Source organism: Serratia sp. PL17 (genome assembly GCF_017832355.1).
Lineage (GTDB): Bacteria > Pseudomonadota > Gammaproteobacteria > Enterobacterales > Enterobacteriaceae > Serratia.
In genome coordinates this window covers 107,022-126,682 of the sequence record NZ_JAFIBY010000007.1, presented here as the reverse complement: position 1 = coordinate 126,682, position 19,661 = coordinate 107,022, and the positions used below count along the sequence as shown (strand labels likewise).

Here is a 19,661-nt window from a genome sequence, read left to right as displayed (position 1 = left end):
GTTACCCCGTAAAACGCGGACTATACCTTACCCGGGGTGTATTGCGAAGGCTACGCCAGTTCATCAACCTTCACCACACGCGTATTCAGCGGCGTCAGCGTTTGCCCGTCACTGCCCGTCGGCGTCATGCGCGGTATCGTTAACCCACTGTCGCTTTCTACCAGCGTTGACCTTGTTTCTCCCTCTTTAAACAGATAATCCTCACCCCACTGGCGCAATCCGACGATCACCGGGAACAGAGCTTGTCCCTTATCCGTGAGGAGATATTCCTGATAGGCGCTGCCATCCGAAGCAGGCGCAATTTCCAGAATGCCGTGCGCCACCAGCGTGCGTAGACGGGTGGAGAGAATATTCTTCGCCATCCCCAATCCCTTCTGAAACTCACTGAAGCGACGCACGCCGTCGAAGGCGTCGCGCACGATCAGCAGCGACCACCAATCGCCAATCACATCCAGCGTGCGCGCGACCGGGCACTGCGCATCTTCCAGACTTTTACGTTTCACAGCGTTCAACTCCTGCAGCAAGATCTGGTTGCATTATAAAACCTCTGTGCGTAAAGTTCATTGGGTTTAATAATGAAACCACTTTGGGGTGAAGGATGAGTGATAAAGCACTGGATCCGATCTGTACGTCACAGGGGGAAGTGCTGGGCCGGCTTCCTGCGTCGTTGGTGTTGTTGCTGGCGGGAGCCAGTGCCTTCAGCGTGGCAAACGTGTATTACGCTCAGCCTTTGCTGGACGCCATTGCCCACGATTTTACTATCAGCCTGGCCTCGGTTGGCATGGTGATCACCGCAACCCAGTTGGGGTGTGCGCTGGCATTATTGCTGGTGGTGCCATTGGGGGATCGGATTAATCGCCACCGGCTGTTGGCGGTTCAACAACTGCTGTTGATTGCTGCCCTGTGCGTGGTCGGCTGGGCGGACAACAGCCTGTTACTGCTGAGTGGCATGCTGCTGGTGGGGCTGTTTGGCACCGCGATGACGCAGGGGCTTATCGCTTTTGCCGCGACATTGGCAGCGCCGCATGAGCGAGGACGGGTGGTGGGGGCTGCACAGGGAGGGGTGGTATTGGGCTTGTTGCTGGCGCGAACGCTTTCTGGCGCACTGGCGGATATGGGGGGCTGGCGAGCCGTCTATTTCTTCTCCGCTGCGGTAACCTTGGTTCTGCTGCCGGTGTTGGCGCGTTTGTTACCTGCGCCACGCACACCGTCGTCGACGCTCAGTTATCCGGCGTTGTTGCGTTCAATGCTGACGTTGTTATGGGGTGATCGCACGTTGCAGATCCGGGGTATGCTGGCGCTGCTGATGTTTGCGGCATTCAGTATTTTCTGGAGTGCGCTGGTACTGCCACTCAGTCAGGCCCCGTTTAACTTTTCGCATTCGGTGATCGGTGCGTTTGGTCTGGTGGGGGCGGTGGGTGCGCTGGCGGCGGTGCGTGCCGGGCATCTGGCCGATCGCGGTTTGGGGCAGGTGGCGAGCGGTGTCTGCCTGTTACTGTTGGTGGCGGCTTGGGTTCCCCTGAGCATGTTGAGTTACGGTTTGGGCTGGCTGATTATGGGTATTGTGTTGCTCGATCTGGCGGGTCAAGCCATTCACGTACTGAATCAGAGCCTGATTTTCAATGCACATCCGCAGGCCCACAGCCGATTGGTCGGTTGCTACATGCTGTTCTACGCTGTGGGGAGTGGGCTGGGGGCCTTCGCCAGCACGCATGCTTACGCTTGGGCGGGGTGGAGTGGTGTGTGTTGGCTCGGTGCGGGCGTTAGCCTGGTCGCCTTGCTGTTCTGGTGGCTGACATTACGCGGCATGCCGGCCTCAGGCGCGGTGGTAGAGCAATAACAGTTGGGAAATCAGTGCGTCGCACAGTAATTGCAATTGCGGCGCGCCGAGGGTTATCCCACTCATTTCCCCCTCTTTCTCCTTAGATTTTGTCTGGTGCACCACACAAACCCAACCGCATGCATTAGCAAAACCGATTTAGCAATATAGCGGCACGGCCACTCATCAGCCGCAGCGGTCACATTTTACCGCGCCCATCGCTCCTGCCGCCGTCGTTCCCGGCATGGGGGAGCTTACTTGCTAAGAGGAAATCATTATGACAAACCTAAATTACAAACCGACCATTTGGACCCGCGCAGAGGCGCTGAAAGTCAACGAAAACGATCCGACCACCACGCAACCCTTGGTGAGCGCCGATTTTCCGGTAATGAGTGACAGCGTGTTCATCTGGGACACCATGCCGCTGCGCACCTTGGAGGGCTCCGTGGTTTCCGTCAACGGCTGGTCAGTGATTTTAACGCTGACCGCCGATCGCCATCCTCATGACCCGCAGTATATTGATGGCAACGGCAATTACGACATCAAGCGCGACTGGGAAGATCGCCACGGCCGTGCGCGCATGTGCTACTGGTATTCCCGTACGGGTAAAGACTGGATCTTCGGCGGCCGGGTGATGGCGGAAGGGGTTTCACCGACGACGCGTGAATGGGCGGGTACTCCTATCCTGTTGAATAACGAAGGCGATATCGATCTGTATTACACCTGCGTGACGCCGGGTGCCACCATTGCCAAAGTGCGCGGCCGCATTGTGACGTCGGATGACGGCGTGCAACTGCAGGATTTCAACGAGGTGAAATCGCTGTTCGAGGCCGACGGGGTGTATTACCAGACCGAAGCGCAGAATCCCTACTGGAACTTCCGCGACCCCAGCCCGTTTATCGATCCGCAGGACGGCAAACTGTATATGGTGTTCGAGGGTAACGTAGCCGGCGATCGCGGTTCGCATGTGGTTGGCCCGCAAGAGCTGGGGCTGGTGCCGCCGGGCCATGAAGAGGTAGGCGGCGCACGTTTCCAGGTGGGCTGTATCGGCCTGGCGGTGGCGAAGGATAATCGCGGTGAAGAGTGGGAGATTTTGCCGCCGCTGGTTACGGCTGTGGGCGTCAACGATCAGACCGAACGCCCGCACTATGTGTTCCAGGACGGCAAATATTACCTGTTCACCATCAGCCATAAATTCACCTATGCCGAAGGGTTGACCGGGCCGGATGGGGTGTACGGTTTCGTCAGCGATAGTCTGACCGGGCCTTACACGCCGATGAACGCCTCAGGCCTGGTGCTGGGTAACCCGCCGGAACAGCCTTTCCAGACGTATTCGCACTGCGTGATGCCAAATGGTTTGGTGACGTCGTTCATCGACAGCGTGCCAACCAGCGGCCAGGATTACCGTATCGGCGGGACGGAAGCGCCAACGGTGCGGATTGTGCTGGAAGGCGACCGTTCCTTTGTGCGCGAGGTGTACGATTACGGTTATATCCCGGCGATGCAGGATATCGTTTTGCAAGGGTAATCGGCGGTTTGTAGCCTGAACCGTTTTAGAGGCCTGACGATGTCAGGCCTTTTCAGGTTTGGCTCACAGCGGATGACGCTATTTTTTAGGCGAGTGCAGCAGGTAGTAGTCTTCCGCGCCGTCGTTGCCGGTGGTTATCTTTTGCCAGCCGTGTTTATGGTAAAACGCCAACGCCTTTTCGTTCTTCACCAGACATTTCAATGAACCGGTGGCAGTAAATGTCTGTTCTGCCGCCTGCAGTAAGGCGCTGCCTACGCCAAGGGGCGGCAGGTGAGGATCAACATACAGATTATGGATAAAATTATCTTGGCGATAAATCGATACAAATCCCAGTAGCGTCCCCTGATCCTCCGCTACCCAGATATCCTCACCCAACGTCGAACGATCGAAATCCTCTAGCCGGTAATCGTCGGTATCGCGCCACGGAAACGCCGCTTTGCGTGATGCCAAATACAGCGTGCGCAGGAAGGGGCGGTCGGCTTCTTGGTAGGGTCTTATCTGCATGGCATCTCCTTTTTATTTTTTTGACACTATAGCGCAATTGACCTCACCGTCAGCAACCCCACTAATTTTCGCCTTGACTCGGGGTGCCTCAAGGGGCTGAGATTTTACCCGTATTACCTGATCTGGATTATGCTCTCCTCAATAGAAATGGCCGTTTCGGATATCATGTGCCATTCTGCTACCCAGAACGATTTTAAGCCATTCAACGAGCAATTCTGGAGCCTGAAGCTGGGTACACAGATTCGATGAGTCAAACTCTGCGTTGCAGGTGCAATTAAATCTCCGCCTGAGCGAGCAGTAAGTGTGAAGCGAGAATGCTCCTTGAGAAAGAGTTGGCGAAATTTTTACAATGGTTACAGGGGCCTGCTTATAGGCCAACGATCAAAAATGTGCTGCGTCTTAATCCCGATAAATATTTTACTCCCCTCACAAGTTACCAAAAAAATTCAGCAGAATTACCTGACCGAAAACTTATGGCGTTAACGTAAAATCGGCCAAATTATTGATGTTCCTAAATTCGAAAGTCCTCCACTCGAAATCATTAGAGGATGTGAATTATATTAGTTCATTTAATAGACACCTTTACAGATCGTTCGGTATTACTAAACCTGTACTCAAATTACCACTCTAGTTTTTTGTGCTAATAATTGTAATTTTTATGGTTAATAATATTGTTTTGTAGATTTTTATAGTCAATTTAAGATATGTGTTTGGCTGGATTAGATCTAAGTCTAACATTCTCAATCAAATAAAATCTGTAATTTATGTATTTATAATCATTTTATTTGAATAAGATCACCGTAACATAGTGTTAATTGATAAATCACTATGGATCAAATGACTGCTTTTGTTTGTTTTTTAGGTTAAAAATTCTATTTTTTTTCAATATAATTTGTTTTTTTAACTGCAAATTACAGTTTTTAATAAGTGATTTATCCTTTCTTATTTTTTAGCAAGAAAATGCAGCCGTTTCCTCGCGGGCCGCATTTTTTATGGGTTCCGTGCTGTTTGTTACTTTTTGTAAGGTAAAAAGGTGGGTATAAAGTTAATGCCATGTGATTGACAAGGTCTATCAATACAGATTTACTAATCAAACTTACAAAAGCTGAAGATTGGCTGAATCTTATTTACATAGTGACTGTGATAGCAACATAGGGAGCGTTCATGAGTGATAATTCTAAGGTTGTACCTGGGATAGTGAAGAATCAAATGAGCAGTTACAAAGAACGAACGGCCATTTTTACGCTGGTATTACTTTCTGCTTTAGGGCCAGCTTCATTTCAGATTTTTTTGCCTTCTGTGCCTAATATCATTAAAGATTTATCGTCCACTCCAGGAGTAGCAAATCTGACAATTTCGCTCTCTATGTTGAGCTTTGCATTTTTTTCGCTCTTTTACGGAAGAATGGCTGACAGATTTGAAAATAAAAAACTACTGATTATTGGTATGCTTGTTCTGATTTTGGGGAGCATTATCGGGTATTTTTCTAATAATATCGAAATGGTTATATTAGGCAGGGTTATTCAACCAGCGGGTGGGGCGGCAGGTGTCGTTGCAGCACGAGCAATGATTATGCGTTTATATCAAGGGGAGAAAGCAGCTAAAATAATGTCGCGTCTAGTTGCTGCAATGATGGCAGCTCCTTTAATTGGCGTGCCATTGGGGGGGGTATTGACGGATAACTACGGATGGCGATCTAATTTTACCTTTATCGGTTTATTTGCCTGTGTCGCATTGATTTGCGTAGTGCTTATGGTACCGACTGTCAGAAATACTACCGAAAATAATGCTAACTTCAGCTTGTTGCAAGCCTATAAACAATTAATCAGCAATCATATTTTCTCAGGAAATGCATTCCAGTTTGGACTGTCCCAGTCAGCATTTATGATAATACTGGCTACCTCACCCATTGTGCTGACGACAACATTTGGCTTTACTGCAGCGGAATCCAGTATTGTGCTGTTGCTTTGCTCACTCAGTGTCATTGCTGGCAATCTTTTGTCGGGCCGTTTGCCAGACTCTGTTCTGCTGGCACAGCGCCTGAAATGGGGCAGTCTACTCGGCGCTATATTTAGCTTTACGGGTTTGGTTCTCACACTGATTATGCCGCTTTCACTTTATGTGCTTGTTATTCCTGCGATACTGTTTTGCTTCTTTTTCGGTGTAACGGCACCTGCTGCACAGACCAGCGCAATCGGCGCTAACCGTGCATTAGCGGGCACAGCCGCCGGGTTTTGCATGTTTATCAGCATGATTTTGGCCAGTATTGCGACGCAGTTTGCTGCAGAAGTGAATGACGGATCGCCGCATATCTTGATGGGGTCAGTAGCATGTCTTGCGGTAATTGCCTTCATACTGGCACTGAAAGGGTCAAAGCCAGAGTCTTTATTTAATAAGTAACTAGATGATAATTATGAAAACTCAGTTTATTCGTGAGTGCCATTACTCGCCTGAAAATCGGCATAATCTAATCTGCTTTCCGCATGCTGGAGGTGGTACAGGTCGCTACCATCGCTGGGGGAGTGAGGTTGGGAAATACGCCAATGTTTATGCCCCGGTTATTGCGGGTCGAGAAGAGCGTTTTCCTGAGCGGGCAATGAACAGCGTCGAATCTGTTATTGATGATATTTATGCGAGGATCAGGCCAGCTTCAGCTGAAAAACTTTATGTGTGTGGCGTGAGTTATGGTGCACTGTTGGCGTACGAACTGGCTAATCGTTTCGAAAAACAGGGCATAGTTGTTGATGGCGTTTTTATTGCAAGTCAACGAGCACCCTATGTATGCAAAGAGATTATCGACTGGGAAAATATATCTAATAAAGCATTGGTTGATGCTTTAACGAGTCTCAGTGACAGAAGTAATGCTGGATTCACGGATGATGAATACTTCTCTATTTTTGCCGATACAATAAGGCGTGATTTGTGTGCCAGTGACAATTTCCAACCAGCACAACCCAGAATTCTAAATGCGCCAATTTATATTAGTTATGGGAATTTAGATCCAGTGATACCCCGTAATTATATTGATTCTTGGGCGACGATGAGCCATGCGTCTATTAATGTGACTGAACATAATGCTGGCCATTTCCTGATGGATGAAAATCTGGATATTTGGTTAAGTGATGTTGCGAAGGTTGTGTGCGCTAATCATTCCTGATTATTCTGATTAATGAGGCAAGTGAATATGTCTGAATTGAATTCGGCAGTAGCCACGCTTTATGCCGGCACCGAAATAGCAATAATTGGAATGGCGGGAAAGTTCCCGGGTGCGAAAGATATTAATGAATTCTGGGATAATTTATGTAATTCGAAAGAGGCTGTCACGTGGTTCGAAAAAACCGAAGATACGCGATTTGAAAATGATGACAACTTCATTCCTGCCGCATTTTTGGTCGATGATGTGGATGCCTTCGATGCGAAGTTTTTTTCAATATCAGCGCGTGAAGCTGATATTACCGATCCACAACAACGCTTGTTATTAGAGTGCGCCTGGCATGCACTCGAAGATGGCGGGTACGCCGGTTATGAGCCGCCTTGCCCTGTCGGGGTTTATGTTGCCTGCGGTCCCGCCAGCTATCTGACCCAGCAAGTGTTAGCGAACCGACAAATCAAGTCCCAGACCAGCCAGATGCAATTGCTGATTGGCAATGACAAAGACTATGCGGCTAACCGTATCTCCTACAAACTCAATCTGAAAGGGCCTAGCGTGGTGGTCCAGTCAGCCTGTTCAGGGTCTTTGTTGGCAGTGCATCAGGCGGCGCAAAGCCTTCTGGCGGGAGAGTGTGATATGGCTTTGGCCGGCGGGTTTTCGCTGGAATTTCCACTCTCGCAAGGCTATATCCATCAGGAAGGCAGCATTCTCTCGCGTGACGGCCACTGCCGGCCTTTTAGCGATCGGGCCTCAGGCACGGTGAGAGGCAATGGTGGGGGAGTGGTCCTGCTGAAGCGCCTGGAAGATGCAATGGCCGATGGAGACAGGATTTACGCGATTATCCGTGGATCGGCCACCAATAACGATGGTGCGCAGAAGGTTGGATACGCGGCGCCAAGTGTCGATGGGCAGGCGCAGGTTATCCGCATGGCGCATGCTGCGGCTGATGTGACACCTGACTCAATTGGGTATGTAGAAACCCACGGTACAGGCACCGCGATGGGTGATCCTATTGAAATCGCTGCGCTTAGTCAGGCTTTCTATCCGCATATTGAGGCCGACAGTTGTTTGTTGGGCGCGGTGAAGCCCAATATAGGCCACCTGGATGTGGGGGCCGGGATTGCGGGGCTAATCAAAACCGCCAGGATTGTACAGCAGGGTTTCGTTCCGGCGACACTCCATTTTGAACGCCCAAATCCCGGTATCGATTTTTCTCAAACGCCTTTTCGCGTCGTCAATGTGTTTCAGCCCTGGTATCGACCTGGCGTGCGGCGTGCGGGGGTAAGCGCATTCGGTATTGGTGGTTCCAACGTGCACGTTGTTCTTGAACAACCGCCCGTAGTACTCGAGGGACAAAACACGCATCAAGGCGATTACCTGGTTTTACCTTTAGCAGCGCAGAGCAAAACGGCACTGCAATCTTTATCTCGGCAATTAGCCGATTATCTCGGATCCCATCCTGATCTGTCCCTGCGCGATGTAGCCTATACCTTGCGGCGTCGCTATCAGGACTTCCCCTACCGGCAAGTGGTTATGGCACAGACGCTGGAGGAAGCCAGCAAACGATTGGGGGACGATCCGCAGCGTACTAAACATATGGCGATGTGCAGTGAGAAGCCTGTCAGTTGGGTATTGATGTTCCCCGGCCAGGGGACGCATTTTGCCGGTATGGGGAGTAATTTTTATCAGTCTGGCAGCGTATTCGCTGAAACGTTCGACCAGCTCGCTGAGTTGTTTAACGATCATCTTCAGTTCGATCTGCGGACTGTGGTCTTTGATGAGCATGGGGCTGAACTGCTGGAACAGACTGCCGTCGCACAACCGGCGTTGTTCTCTGTCGCCTATGCGATGGCAAAACAGCTCATGGCGATGGGCGTTCAGCCTGATGCCTTTATTGGCCACAGTATTGGCGAGTATATCTGCGCGACACTGTCCGGCGTTATGTCGTTGCCTGAAGCTGCCAGGCTGGTTGCGGCACGCGGGCGTCTGATGCAGGCAATGGAGCCGGGCGACATGATGGCAGTGTCGCTGGATGAACAGCAGTTGATCCCGTGCCTGCCAGCAGATATCTCGGTGGCCGCAATTAATCGGCCGTCACTCTGTGTGGTCTCGGGGCCGCAGGAATCGGTCGCAAAACTGCGTCAGCAGCTCGAAAATGACGATATCAGCTGCCGCATGCTGGAAACCTCACATGCGTTTCACTCATCGATGATGGAGCCATGCCTGGAGGCTTATCGCGGCGTACTGGCAGATATCACGTTAGCTGCACCGCAACAGCCCTTCATCTCTAACTTAACCGGTACGTGGATTACGACGGCACAGGCCACGGATCCTGAATACTGGGTACAACATCTACGGGGAACCGTACGTTTTGCTGATGGGATAAGCACACTCCTTGTCAATCCCTCTTATCACTTTATTGAATGTGGGCCTGGTACATCTCTTAACGGCGCAATAAAGGAAATCACGCGTGTCGAGCAGCGGGAAGGAATCAATGTCGTTTCTGTTCTGCCTGCCACGTGGGCAATGCGGAACCCGGATGAAACCCTATTGGGTCTGAAGGCAGGGCTGTGGTGTTGCGGTTGTGAAGAGTTTTCAGACGTTCTGACCACCGACGGTCAGCTACTTCCATTACCGGGATATCAGTTTGATCGCACGCGCCATTGGGTTGAAGCTACCCCGCTGGCGGATCAACGCGAAACCGTGAGTGATGAGATCAGCATACCCGACTCTCGTACGGAACCCGCAACAAGAGCAGAGCGGTTACAGCAGCTGTGGTGTGATGCGCTGGGTATCGAAACGCTGGAGCCCACTGATAATTTCTTCTCACTCGGAGGGGACTCGATTTTGAGTATTCAGATCGCCAGCCGCGCTAAAGCGTATGGCTGCGTCTTCCCGCCGGGCATGATTTTAGATTTCCCTACATTCGACGCCTTCGTTAGCGAGGTAGACCAACGTATTCCTGAAAGCGCTGATGGTACATCAGCGTTGGTTGAGGATAATGAGGCAGCCGCAATAGCGGCCGCCTTGTTAAAGGCCCCACAAGACGCGTTCGAACCGTTTCCGCTGACGGACATTCAGTATGCCTACTGGATTGCCCGCAATACAGGGAACCCGGAAAGGCGCATGGCTGCTCATGCTTATGAAGAGTTCGAATGCTATCAACTCGATGTAGCGCGCCTGGAGATGGCGCTAAACGCAATGATCAAGCGGCACAGTATGCTGCGCACGGTGTTCGATGATAATGGCATGCAGCGGACGCTGCCTGAAGTACCGCCATACCGCATTACCATCAACGACTACAGCAGCAGATCCCATCAGGAGGCTACGGACTACCTCAGTGCGTGGCGTGAGGGCAAATCCCATCAGGTGATGGATTATCGTCAATGGCCACTGTTTGATTTATCAATCTCGCATATGCCGGATAGCACATCGCGCCTGCATATCAGCTTCGACTTATTGATTCTGGATGCGTGGAGTATCACGTTGTTCTGGAGTGAGCTGGAAGCTTGTTATCAGGATGCCAGCTACCAGCCAGAGCGCTGTGATGTTGAATTTCGTGATTACGTCTTGGCCGAACAGCGTCTGGAAGCCAGTGGTGCATTTGCCACGGCAAAAGCTTACTGGCAGTCGCGGATCGCGGGTTTTCCTTCCGCCCCGGCGTTACCCTTAATTGCCGATCCCGACACGTTAGAGCAGCATCGTTTTGTTCGCAGAGAAACACGACTGCCAGCTGATGTATGGCAGCAGATCAAAAAGAGTGCCAGTTGCCACGGTGTTACGGCATCAACCCTGTTACTCACTGCCTACTCGGAAGTGCTGGCCGTCTGGGCTGAATCGCCGCACTTCTGCCTGAATCTTCCGGCATTTAACCGGCTAGAGGTTGATCCCGGCATTTATAACGTGATGGGAGACTTTACTTCGGTACTGCTGTTTGAAGCCGATCTACGTGAAGAGTCAACATTTATCGACCGCGCGCGCGCGATGCAAAAAAGGCTGTGGGATGATCTGGCAGCGCTGCAATATAACGGAATTAAAGTGCTGCGGGACATTGCAGAACAGCGCGAGCAGCGGGTGCTGATGCCTTATGTCTTTACCAGCCTGATTTTCCCTTCTGCGCAGGATAAACCGATCATTAGCCGTCTTGGCAAGCTGATCGACGGCATCTCACAGACGCCGCATGTCTGGCTGGATTGTCAGGTGTACGAAGCAGGCGGTGATCTGCTGATTAACTGGGATGTATTAGACGGTATTTTTGACCCCGCGATGCTGGCAAATATGTTCGCTGATTACCGCACGCTGTTGCTGAAAATGGCTCACCACCCGGCACTTTGGCAAGACAACAGTTGGCGTGAGCAGTGGGCCGAGCGCTTTAACCGAGGCGTGGTGGCTGCATCGAACCAGACCGCATGCGAGGTCGTTCCTGTTTTATTGCATCAGGCTTTCCTGCGTTGGGCAGACGTGACGCCAGAAGCGCCCGCACTCATTGGGAATGACACCATCAGCTACGGTGAACTGGCTCGATTCACCTCCGCAGTGGCGGAACGGATCCAGAGCGCGGGCGCGGTCCCGTCATCGGCGGTGGCGATTGTGGCGGAGAAGAGTTGGCAGCAGGTTGCGGGCATCCTGGCAATCTTGCGTGCGGGATGCACTTATGTGCCGTTAGATCCCTCGCTTCCAAAAGAACGCCTGCATACCTTACTCAACATGGCGGATATCCATATTGCCGTGGTTACCGAGGAGTGTGCAGCGGCCACCGAATGGCCTGTAGGGCTGCAGCGGATTGTGTTGTCTGATGCCTTATACCATCACGCGGCGATCTGTGCGGAGGTGGCGGTGTCACCGGATGCACTGGCCTATATCATCTTTACCTCCGGGACCACCGGTACCCCGAAGGGAGTGATGATCAGCCATGCCGCTGCGCATAACACGGTGTCAGATATCAACCGCCGTTATCAGCTAAATCGTAATGACCGGGTATTAGCCCTTTCCTCAGCGACTTTTGACCTGTCGGTATACGACATTTTTGGACCTCTCAGCGTCGGTGGTGCCGTGGTTATACCGGATGCCCGGTTGAGTAAAGATCCGGAACATTGGATCAGCCGTATTGAATGGTATCAAGTCACGCTATGGAATAGCGTTCCCGCACTGATGGAGCTGCTGGTGTCAGCGCTTGAATCCCATCGGAAAACACTGCCCTCTGTGCGGCTGATCATGATGAGTGGCGACTGGATACCGGTTTCATTGCCTGCGCGTATTGAAAAAACTCTGCCAGAGGCGTTGCAAATCAGCCTTGGCGGCGCGACGGAAGCGTCGATTTGGTCAATCTTCCACCCCATTGTGCGCGAGGATCGTCAGCGGGCCAGCATTCCGTACGGCAAAGCGCTGGCTAACCAAAAGTTCTATGTCCTTGACCAGCAAATGCGCATCCGTCCAATAGGCGTTGCAGGAGAGTTGTATATTGGTGGTGACGGCCTTTCGTTGGGCTATCTTGGCAATCCGGTAGAAACGGCGAAACGTTTTATCAGCCACCCTCGTACCGGAGAGAAACTCTACCGCACCGGGGATATGGGGCGCTGGATGGTTGATGGCAGCATCGAATTTCTGGGCAGACTGGATAACCAGCTCAAAATAAATGGTTTCAGGGTCGAGACGGGTGAGATTGAGTCGATTGCGTTGAAATACGATGGCGTGACAGGCTGCATCGTCGGCGCTCATCAGCACCAAGGAGCGAAGCTGTTGGTGGCCTGGGTCACCTTGAATGAAGATTGCCCGAATGGCGTTGCACGGCTGCGGCGGCATCTGGCCGAAAGACTGCCCGAATACATGGTGCCGAAATTGATCACGGTTGTTCCGGGCTTTGCATTAACCGCAAATGGAAAAGTCGATGTTAAGCAGCTACCTTCCCCTGTTCTGCTTGACTTGGCACCACGGCAGATTGCCGCGAAAAATGATACTGAAGCGCAGGTGGCGGGGCTGGTGCAGGCCATCATGCAATGCACGACGTTCAGCGTTGAGCAGGATCTGTTTACGTTGGGCATGGATTCTCGCCGATTGACCGAGTTGGTTACACTCATCCGGCATGAGATGTGCCCGTTGTTTCCGCTACGGGCCGCGTTCGAACACGCGAACGTGCGTGCTATCAGCCAGGTGGTTGAAGAGTATCAGCCTGCTGCTTGCTCCGATGAGACAAGTCAATTCGGTGTGCAAAAGGCAGAGCGGCGTGATAGCTATCCGCTGTCTTCAGCGCAGCTACGCTTATGGTTCCACGATCAATGCTATCCAGGTAATACCACCTATAACTTGGTGGAGCCTTTTGCCCTTGAGGGGGAGCTGGATGTGGCGTTGTTCACCCAGGCGCTGAACGGCTTTATTCAGCAGCATCCGGTGTTGACCTGCGCGATCTCTGACGATGTCGCTGAGCCGTATATGGTGCTGCGCCCGGACGCTCAACCACTTATCCGTATGAGCGACTGTAGTGATGTTGCAGAAAACAAACGCGATTACTTTATCGGGCAGCATATTCAGCGCGAAGCGAACACCCCGCTTAAAGCTAATGCGGGTGAGTTGTTCAAATTACATCTGCTGCGTTTTTCTCAGCGTGAACATGTGTTGATTGTGGTTGCACACCATATCATCTGGGATGGCTGGTCTACAGCCATCATGATCAAAGAAGTGAGTCAACGTTATCGCACCTTGCTCAATGGCCAACCGCTGCACTTGCCGGCTGACGCGCTCAATTTCTTTGACGTTTGCTGCTGGGAACAAAGCCAGATTGCGACCGATGCGTTTGCCGCACAGCGTGAATATTGGTTGAAGCAACTGGGTGGTGTACTACCCGTCCTGGCATTACCGATCGTTACGGGTGAGCCGGCGACGGGGGGACAGCGCCATGTCTTCCATATCACAACACCGGTTGCCACGGCATTCACTGACCTGTGTTCTGCGCTGAGTGTTACGCCTTTCATGGGTTACATGTCGGTTTGGCAGCTGGTTCTGGGATGGTGGTGCCATCAGGATGACATCATTGTCGGTACACCTGCGGGCCACCGCGCGGATCCGGCATTGACCAATGTTATTGGTTTCATGGTCAACAGCCTGGCGATCCGCACTCATCTTGATCGTGAGCAGCCCTTTACTCAACTGGCACAGCAGGTACGTCTTACCTGCCTTGATGCTTACATCAATCAGGATATCCCCTTTGATCAGGTGGTGAGTCTTCTCCGTCCGCGTCGTTCCGATGCGGAATCGTCACCTATTTATCGTTCCTGGTTCGTTTTGCACGATGTGCCGGTTCCTCAGTGGGATATCGATGGGATCGCGTCTCGCTTGCTGGATGCTGAATTCCTACTGGACGTCCATGACATCAAGTTGTCACTCGTCAGTAATAGTGCGGGAGTGGAGGGTGGGCTTGACTATCGTAACGGCCTTTTTGCTCAGGAAGATGTCGGGGTGCTGTGTGATTGTTTCGTCGGTTTAGTGGCTCGGATTGTAACCAACACGGAAACGCCCCTCTGTCAGTTAATGCAGTGGCTGGACACTGAAAAAGCGCGACTCAAACGCCAGCAGCACCCCGTTGACGCTCTCCCGCCATGGAGTTTCTCTAATAACCGTCGTCGAGTGAAGGAACTGTGATGAATAACCCTCCAAGCGTTGTCGGGCATTTCTGTCCGTCGGATTATGGATACAGCTTACACAACGCGTTTTTTCGCCAGGCAATACGCACGCCCGCGGCAATTGCTCTTCGCGATGATGCCGGTGTGATGACCTACACTGAGTTACGGGAGCAAGCCTGCGCTATTGCCTCCTCTTTGCGCAGTCATGGACTGATGCCGGAAACGGCGGTCGGGGTGTATTTACCCCGCGATCGCAATTTACCCGCTGCATTGATCGGCATTATGGCCGCTGGCTGCGCCTATTTGCCGCTTGACCCACGTTACCCGCAGCAGCGCATTGAGCAGTTAATCACGATAGGGCAGGTTCAGTGTGTCATTACCACGCGATTGCTGGCGGAGACATTGCCTGGTGATATCACGGCCATTTGCATTGAAGATATTGCGCTGGTCGATCTGGACCATGTTCTGAATAACGACCCTGCGCAGTCAAACTCACTGGCTTACTTTATTTTTACTTCGGGTTCAACGGGGGTGCCAAAGGGAGTGATGATTGAGCATGGCAATGCACTGTCACTTCTTTACTGGGCGCATCATTTCTATTCGTCATCGCAGCTGGCAAGTGTCGCATTTACTACTTCGATCACCTTTGATCTCTCGGTGTTTGAAATCTTTGTGCCGCTGAGCGCGGGGGGAATGATCCACATCCTGGAAAATGGCTTATCGCTGCTTGACTGGAAGTGGCGCGACGTGCTGACGCTGCTGAATACAGTGCCTTCTGTGCTCAATGAAGTGGCGACGCTGGGGCATTTACCACAGCAGCTTTCGGTGATTAACCTAGCCGGTGAACCGCTGCCTGCAAGCTTAGTGCTGGTATTGCGCGCGCAGTGCCCCAATGCGCAGATTTTCAACTTATATGGACCTTCGGAAGATACGACCTATTCCACCGTAAGCGAGGTTTTGGCGAGCGATGAACAGCCTACCATTGGCCTTGCGATGCTGGGACGCCACTGCTATTTGCTGAATGAAAGTGGTAATGAGGTCGCGCACGGAGAGGTTGGAGAGATCTACGTGGCCGGGCCGGGTGTTGCACGCGGATATTACGGACGCCCCGACCTTGAGAGCGTATTTATGCCGGATAAACGGCAACCAGACAGCTATCGCATGTACCGTACCGGTGATTTTGGTCGCCAGCTTGCCGACGGGCGGATCTTGTGTCTGGGGCGACGTGACGATCAGGTGAAAATTCGTGGTCATCGCGTTGAAATCGGTGAGGTGGACGCAACAATGCGAAAGCATCCCGCGGTGGCAGAGGTTGCGGTGGTGGTGGTCGATTCACCCGCACGCGGAAAATTTCTGCGCTGTGCGCTCGAACTGAGCGACAGCACAAACCAAGCCGATATCGCCGCGTGGGCGAGCGCACGCTTGCCGGCGTTTATGATCCCCTCAGAGTGGCAGGTCTTTGACAAGCTTCCGCGACTGCCAAACGGCAAAATTGATAGGGCTTACCTGCGTAAAGCCGCAACTGTTAGGGCACACTTAACCGACGATCAGCATCCTATGGGGCAGACTGAAGAAACCCTGGCACAGTGCTGGCGTCATTTGTTAGAGCAGCCGACGATTGGCCGGCATGACAGCTTTTTTGCTCTGGGTGGGCATTCCCTGTTGTTCACCCGTTTGCAGTATCACATCCGTGAAATCTTCTCGGTCAGCATTGAGCTGGCAACGTTGATGTCAGCGTCCACATTGGCTGAACAAGCCAGATTGATAGCTCAATCCGACGTGATCGACAATCGCGCCGGAAGCAGCGAAGAGCTGTCCTGCACACCTTCTCAGCGCAGAATGTGGACCTTGGAAAAGCTGCTGCCGGGATCGCCGCGTTACAATATTGCAAACACCTTCCAACTGCAGGGCGAGCTGGATAACCAACGGCTGATTACGGCGCTGACCGCAACGGCGGCACACCATGCCATGCTGCACACGGTATATGGTGAGTCCGACCGTGGCCTGCAACCTGTGCCACTGGCCAAACACCGCGTGAACGTGTTGCAGAAAAATTTGAGCCAGATGCCGCTGGTTCAGGCACTGGAGCAGGCCAAAACTCTGTCCAGCGCTTTCCAGCGACAGCCGTTTGAACTGAGTAGCAATGCACCCTTAGGTGTGCAAATTATCACTGTTGCTCCCACCTTGCACTTGGTGGATATCAAAACCCATCACATTGCGGCCGATGGATCGATGGAGCTGCTAGTGGAGGAGATCTCGTTCCGCTATAACCGCCCGCACGCCCCCATACAGAGCTGCCGATCGTATAATGACTACGCCCAATATTTGCTGACTCCGTCGCTGCAAATGGAGCAGGAAAAGTCGCTGCAATGGTGGCAAATGGCGCTCGCCAATCCACCAGAGCTTTTACGCTTACCTTTTGACAAACCGGCTAAACGAAGCACGACTGGTGTTGGGCAACTGCTAAGCATTACGGTGGATCAGGAGACGGTACACTCTTTGTTGAAGCTGTGTCAGCAGCATCAGGGGTCGTTGTTCCACGGTCTGCTGGCCGTTACCTGGGCATTTCTGGGCAAACTGTCAGAAAGTGACGATGTGTTGCTGGCTTTGCCAGTACATACCCGTCCGTCGGAATACGCCAGAACGGTCGGAAATTTTGTTAATACTGCTATTGCGCGCGGACGGCCACATGCCGCCATGACCTTTGAACAGTTACTACAGGCCGCGAAAGAGAACACCCTTCAGCTGTTGCGGCATGCAGATGTGCCTTTTGAGTCAGTATTGAATGCGGTGAAAGGGTTACGTTCCGCTGAAGGCGTACCGTCCGTGAATGTCATGCTATCACTATTAGTATCTCCGGCACTTCTGGAACTGGAGGGCTGCCAGACAACCTTCTTGCCTGTAGATCTTGGCACCAGCCGTTTTGACCTTGGCCTGTTTTTCCGTTACGACAATACCGGGCTGGTGCTGAACCTGGAATACGATACGCAGCGGTTTAGTGATGCTATGGCGAGGAGTTTGTCGCAGACCTGGGCCGGATTTTGCGCGAATCTGACGGCAAATAGCAGAGCACCGCTGTCTCAGGTCGGTCTGTTATCTGAGGCGTCTTATCAGAAAATTGTGGAGGATTGGAACAACACGAAAACGGCTGTGGCGTTTGAAGGGCGCATCGACATGCTTTTCTCGCAACGTGTTGTCGGGCAACCCGACCACACCGCTCTGATTGCGGGTCAGGATGTGCTGAGCTATCAGCAGCTCGATCGGAGTGCGAACCAGCTGGCCTGGAGCCTGCGTGATGCTGGTGTGCCGGTGGGGGCTCATGTAGGGATTTTATGTGAACGCGGTGCGGCAATGGTTATTGCCGTACTGGCAGTGCTGAAGGCGGGATGTGTCTATGTGCCGATCGACCCGTCGACACCTGCAGAACGCTGTCGGCTTATGGCCACCGTTGCCAACTTTTCTGGCCTGATCAGTGATGACGCTTTGCGTAATAAAGCGCTGAGCATTCAGGCTGAAGTACCGCTGACGCTGATCTGGGCGGACTCTGATGCACATCGCATGCAGTGTGACACGCCGCCGGACAATCCAGCTACGGCGGATGATCGTGCCTATATTATTTTTACCTCCGGTACCACGGGAATACCGAAAGCCGTCGCGGTGAAACACCGACCGGCGGTCAACTTGATTGACTGGGTTAATCGCACGTTTGCGGTTTCTCCCGTGGATAAACTTCTATTTGTCACGTCGATCGCATTCGACCTTTCTGTTTATGACATGTTGGGCACGCTGGCAGCAGGTGCGACGCTGCGCGTAGCGAGCCGGGAAGAAATTCGTAACCCTGAACTACTGAGCCAGATTGTCAGTCGGGAAGCGATAACCTTCTGGAATTCGGCGCCGGTGATCCTCGATCAACTTATCCCTTATCTGGATGTAACAGGTAACCCGCATCTCCGGCTGGCATTTTTATCCGGTGACTGGATCCCGGTGTCGCTGCCGACCCGGCTGGCGGAAAAATGCCCTAAAGCAGAGCTGATCGCGCTGGGTGGCGCCACTGAAGCCGTTATTTGGTCCAACTTTTTCCCGACATCCGGCAATCAAAGAGAGCTGAGTAGCATTCCTTACGGCAAGCCAATTCAGAATGCACGCTACTACATTCTGGACCCGCATCAGTTGCCGGTACCGGTCGGGGTTGAGGGCGACTTGTATATTGGTGGTGATGTGCTGGCCGAGGGTTACTACGGTGATGCACATCGCACAGCGGAGAAATTCTGTCGCGATCCTTTTGTCGCCGCTCCTTCAGCCAGAATGTATTTCACTGGAGATCGGGCGCGGTTCTTTGGCGACGGTAATATTGAGTTCCTTGGGCGGCAGGACTCACAGGTCAAAATCAATGGCTATCGCATCGAAATCGATGAAATCGAAGCGGCGATCCTGAGATGTGAAGGCATTGTGGCGACGCACGTATCAAGAAAAGGTGAACGACACCATTACTGGCTTTGTGCCTACATCGTCGTTCAGGCAATGACTCAGCCAGATATTGCGCTGATTAAAGGAACGTTAAGTCAGAGTCTGCCTGAATATATGATTCCCGCTTTGTTTATTACGATTGATGAAATTCCGGTAACGGTAAATGGAAAGCTTGATAAAAGTAAATTGCCAGAACCTAAGTTGAATGTAAAAGATAATGAGATGTCGTCGGAAAATGGAATGTGTATTGAGGAGAAAGTAAAGAACGTCTGGCGAACTGTTTTAAATAGAAATGAAATTAGTCTTACGGACAACTTTTTTGATGCAGGGGGAGACTCTGCCAGGCTTATCCAAACGCATCGGGCATTACAGGATGAAATAGGGTTTAATTTCCCAGTAATGGGTTTATTCCAGTACACCACAATTCGTTCGTTGGCTCAGTGGTTAAAAGGACATTCAGAAAAACAAGCTGCAACTCAGCTCGTGCCGACAGATAAAAACCTGACAGCCAGGCAACGCGTTATGCAACTCCAAAAGAATCGTAAAAACATTAATCGATAACCAAACTGTTCGAGG

Annotated in this window: 8 protein-coding genes; 6 read left to right on the top strand and 2 right to left on the bottom strand. The window is 52.1% G+C overall.

The window, feature by feature from the left end; all coding sequences use genetic code 11:
• Nucleotides 1-50 precede the first annotated feature (50 nt).
• Nucleotides 51-503, bottom strand: coding sequence for a helix-turn-helix domain-containing protein (locus JOE25_RS20305; RefSeq protein ID WP_209638298.1), 453 nt, complete (start codon nt 501-503; stop codon nt 51-53).
• A gap of 95 nt (nt 504-598) precedes the next feature.
• Here JOE25_RS20305 and JOE25_RS20300 point away from each other — a divergent pair, with 95 nt between their 5' ends.
• Together JOE25_RS20300 and JOE25_RS20295 are read left to right on the top strand one after the other, a co-directional pair.
• Nucleotides 599-1,840, top strand: a complete 1,242-nt coding sequence (locus JOE25_RS20300; protein ID WP_209638296.1) for an MFS transporter — start codon at nt 599-601, stop codon at nt 1,838-1,840.
• A gap of 256 nt (nt 1,841-2,096) precedes the next feature.
• Nucleotides 2,097-3,347: a glycoside hydrolase family 68 protein gene (locus tag JOE25_RS20295; protein WP_209638294.1), complete on the top strand. Its 1,251-nt coding sequence runs from the start codon at nt 2,097-2,099 to the stop codon at nt 3,345-3,347.
• A gap of 78 nt (nt 3,348-3,425) precedes the next feature.
• Here the strand turns inward: JOE25_RS20295 and JOE25_RS20290 are convergent, their stop codons facing one another.
• A complete protein-coding gene (locus JOE25_RS20290) occupies nt 3,426-3,851 on the bottom strand; it encodes a GNAT family N-acetyltransferase (protein WP_209638292.1) in 426 nt (141 codons plus the stop codon).
• A 1,164-nt stretch (nt 3,852-5,015) separates the two neighbouring features.
• Here JOE25_RS20290 and JOE25_RS20285 point away from each other — a divergent pair.
• Genes JOE25_RS20285 through JOE25_RS20270 form a run of 4 tightly spaced genes read left to right on the top strand, consistent with a single transcriptional unit; the run spans nt 5,016 to nt 19,646 of the window.
• Nucleotides 5,016-6,251, top strand: a complete 1,236-nt coding sequence (locus JOE25_RS20285) for an MFS transporter (RefSeq protein ID WP_209638291.1) — start codon at nt 5,016-5,018, stop codon at nt 6,249-6,251.
• Between the two features lie 13 nt (nt 6,252-6,264).
• Nucleotides 6,265-7,008: an alpha/beta fold hydrolase gene (locus JOE25_RS20280; RefSeq protein WP_209638289.1), complete on the top strand. Its 744-nt coding sequence runs from the start codon at nt 6,265-6,267 to the stop codon at nt 7,006-7,008.
• 27 nt (nt 7,009-7,035) lie between these two features.
• A complete protein-coding gene (locus tag JOE25_RS20275) occupies nt 7,036-14,637 on the top strand; it encodes a non-ribosomal peptide synthetase/type I polyketide synthase (protein WP_209638287.1) in 7,602 nt (2,533 codons plus the stop codon).
• On the top strand, nt 14,637-19,646 hold the full coding sequence (locus JOE25_RS20270) for a non-ribosomal peptide synthetase (protein WP_209638285.1): 5,010 nt from the start codon (nt 14,637-14,639) through the stop codon (nt 19,644-19,646). Before JOE25_RS20275 ends, JOE25_RS20270 begins: the two co-directional genes overlap by 1 nt.
• Nucleotides 19,647-19,661: the final 15 nt, after the last annotated feature.

Coding starts and splice junctions, on each gene's coding strand:
- JOE25_RS20300 (WP_209638296.1), top strand. CDS start 599: ATGAGTGATAAAGCACTGGATCCGATCTGTACGTCACAGGGGGAAGTG.
- JOE25_RS20295 (WP_209638294.1), top strand. CDS start 2,097: ATGACAAACCTAAATTACAAACCGACCATTTGGACCCGCGCAGAGGCG.
- JOE25_RS20290 (WP_209638292.1), bottom strand. CDS start 3,851: ATGCAGATAAGACCCTACCAAGAAGCCGACCGCCCCTTCCTGCGCACG.
- JOE25_RS20285 (WP_209638291.1), top strand. CDS start 5,016: ATGAGTGATAATTCTAAGGTTGTACCTGGGATAGTGAAGAATCAAATG.
- JOE25_RS20280 (WP_209638289.1), top strand. CDS start 6,265: ATGAAAACTCAGTTTATTCGTGAGTGCCATTACTCGCCTGAAAATCGG.
- JOE25_RS20275 (WP_209638287.1), top strand. CDS start 7,036: ATGTCTGAATTGAATTCGGCAGTAGCCACGCTTTATGCCGGCACCGAA.
- JOE25_RS20270 (WP_209638285.1), top strand. CDS start 14,637: ATGAATAACCCTCCAAGCGTTGTCGGGCATTTCTGTCCGTCGGATTAT.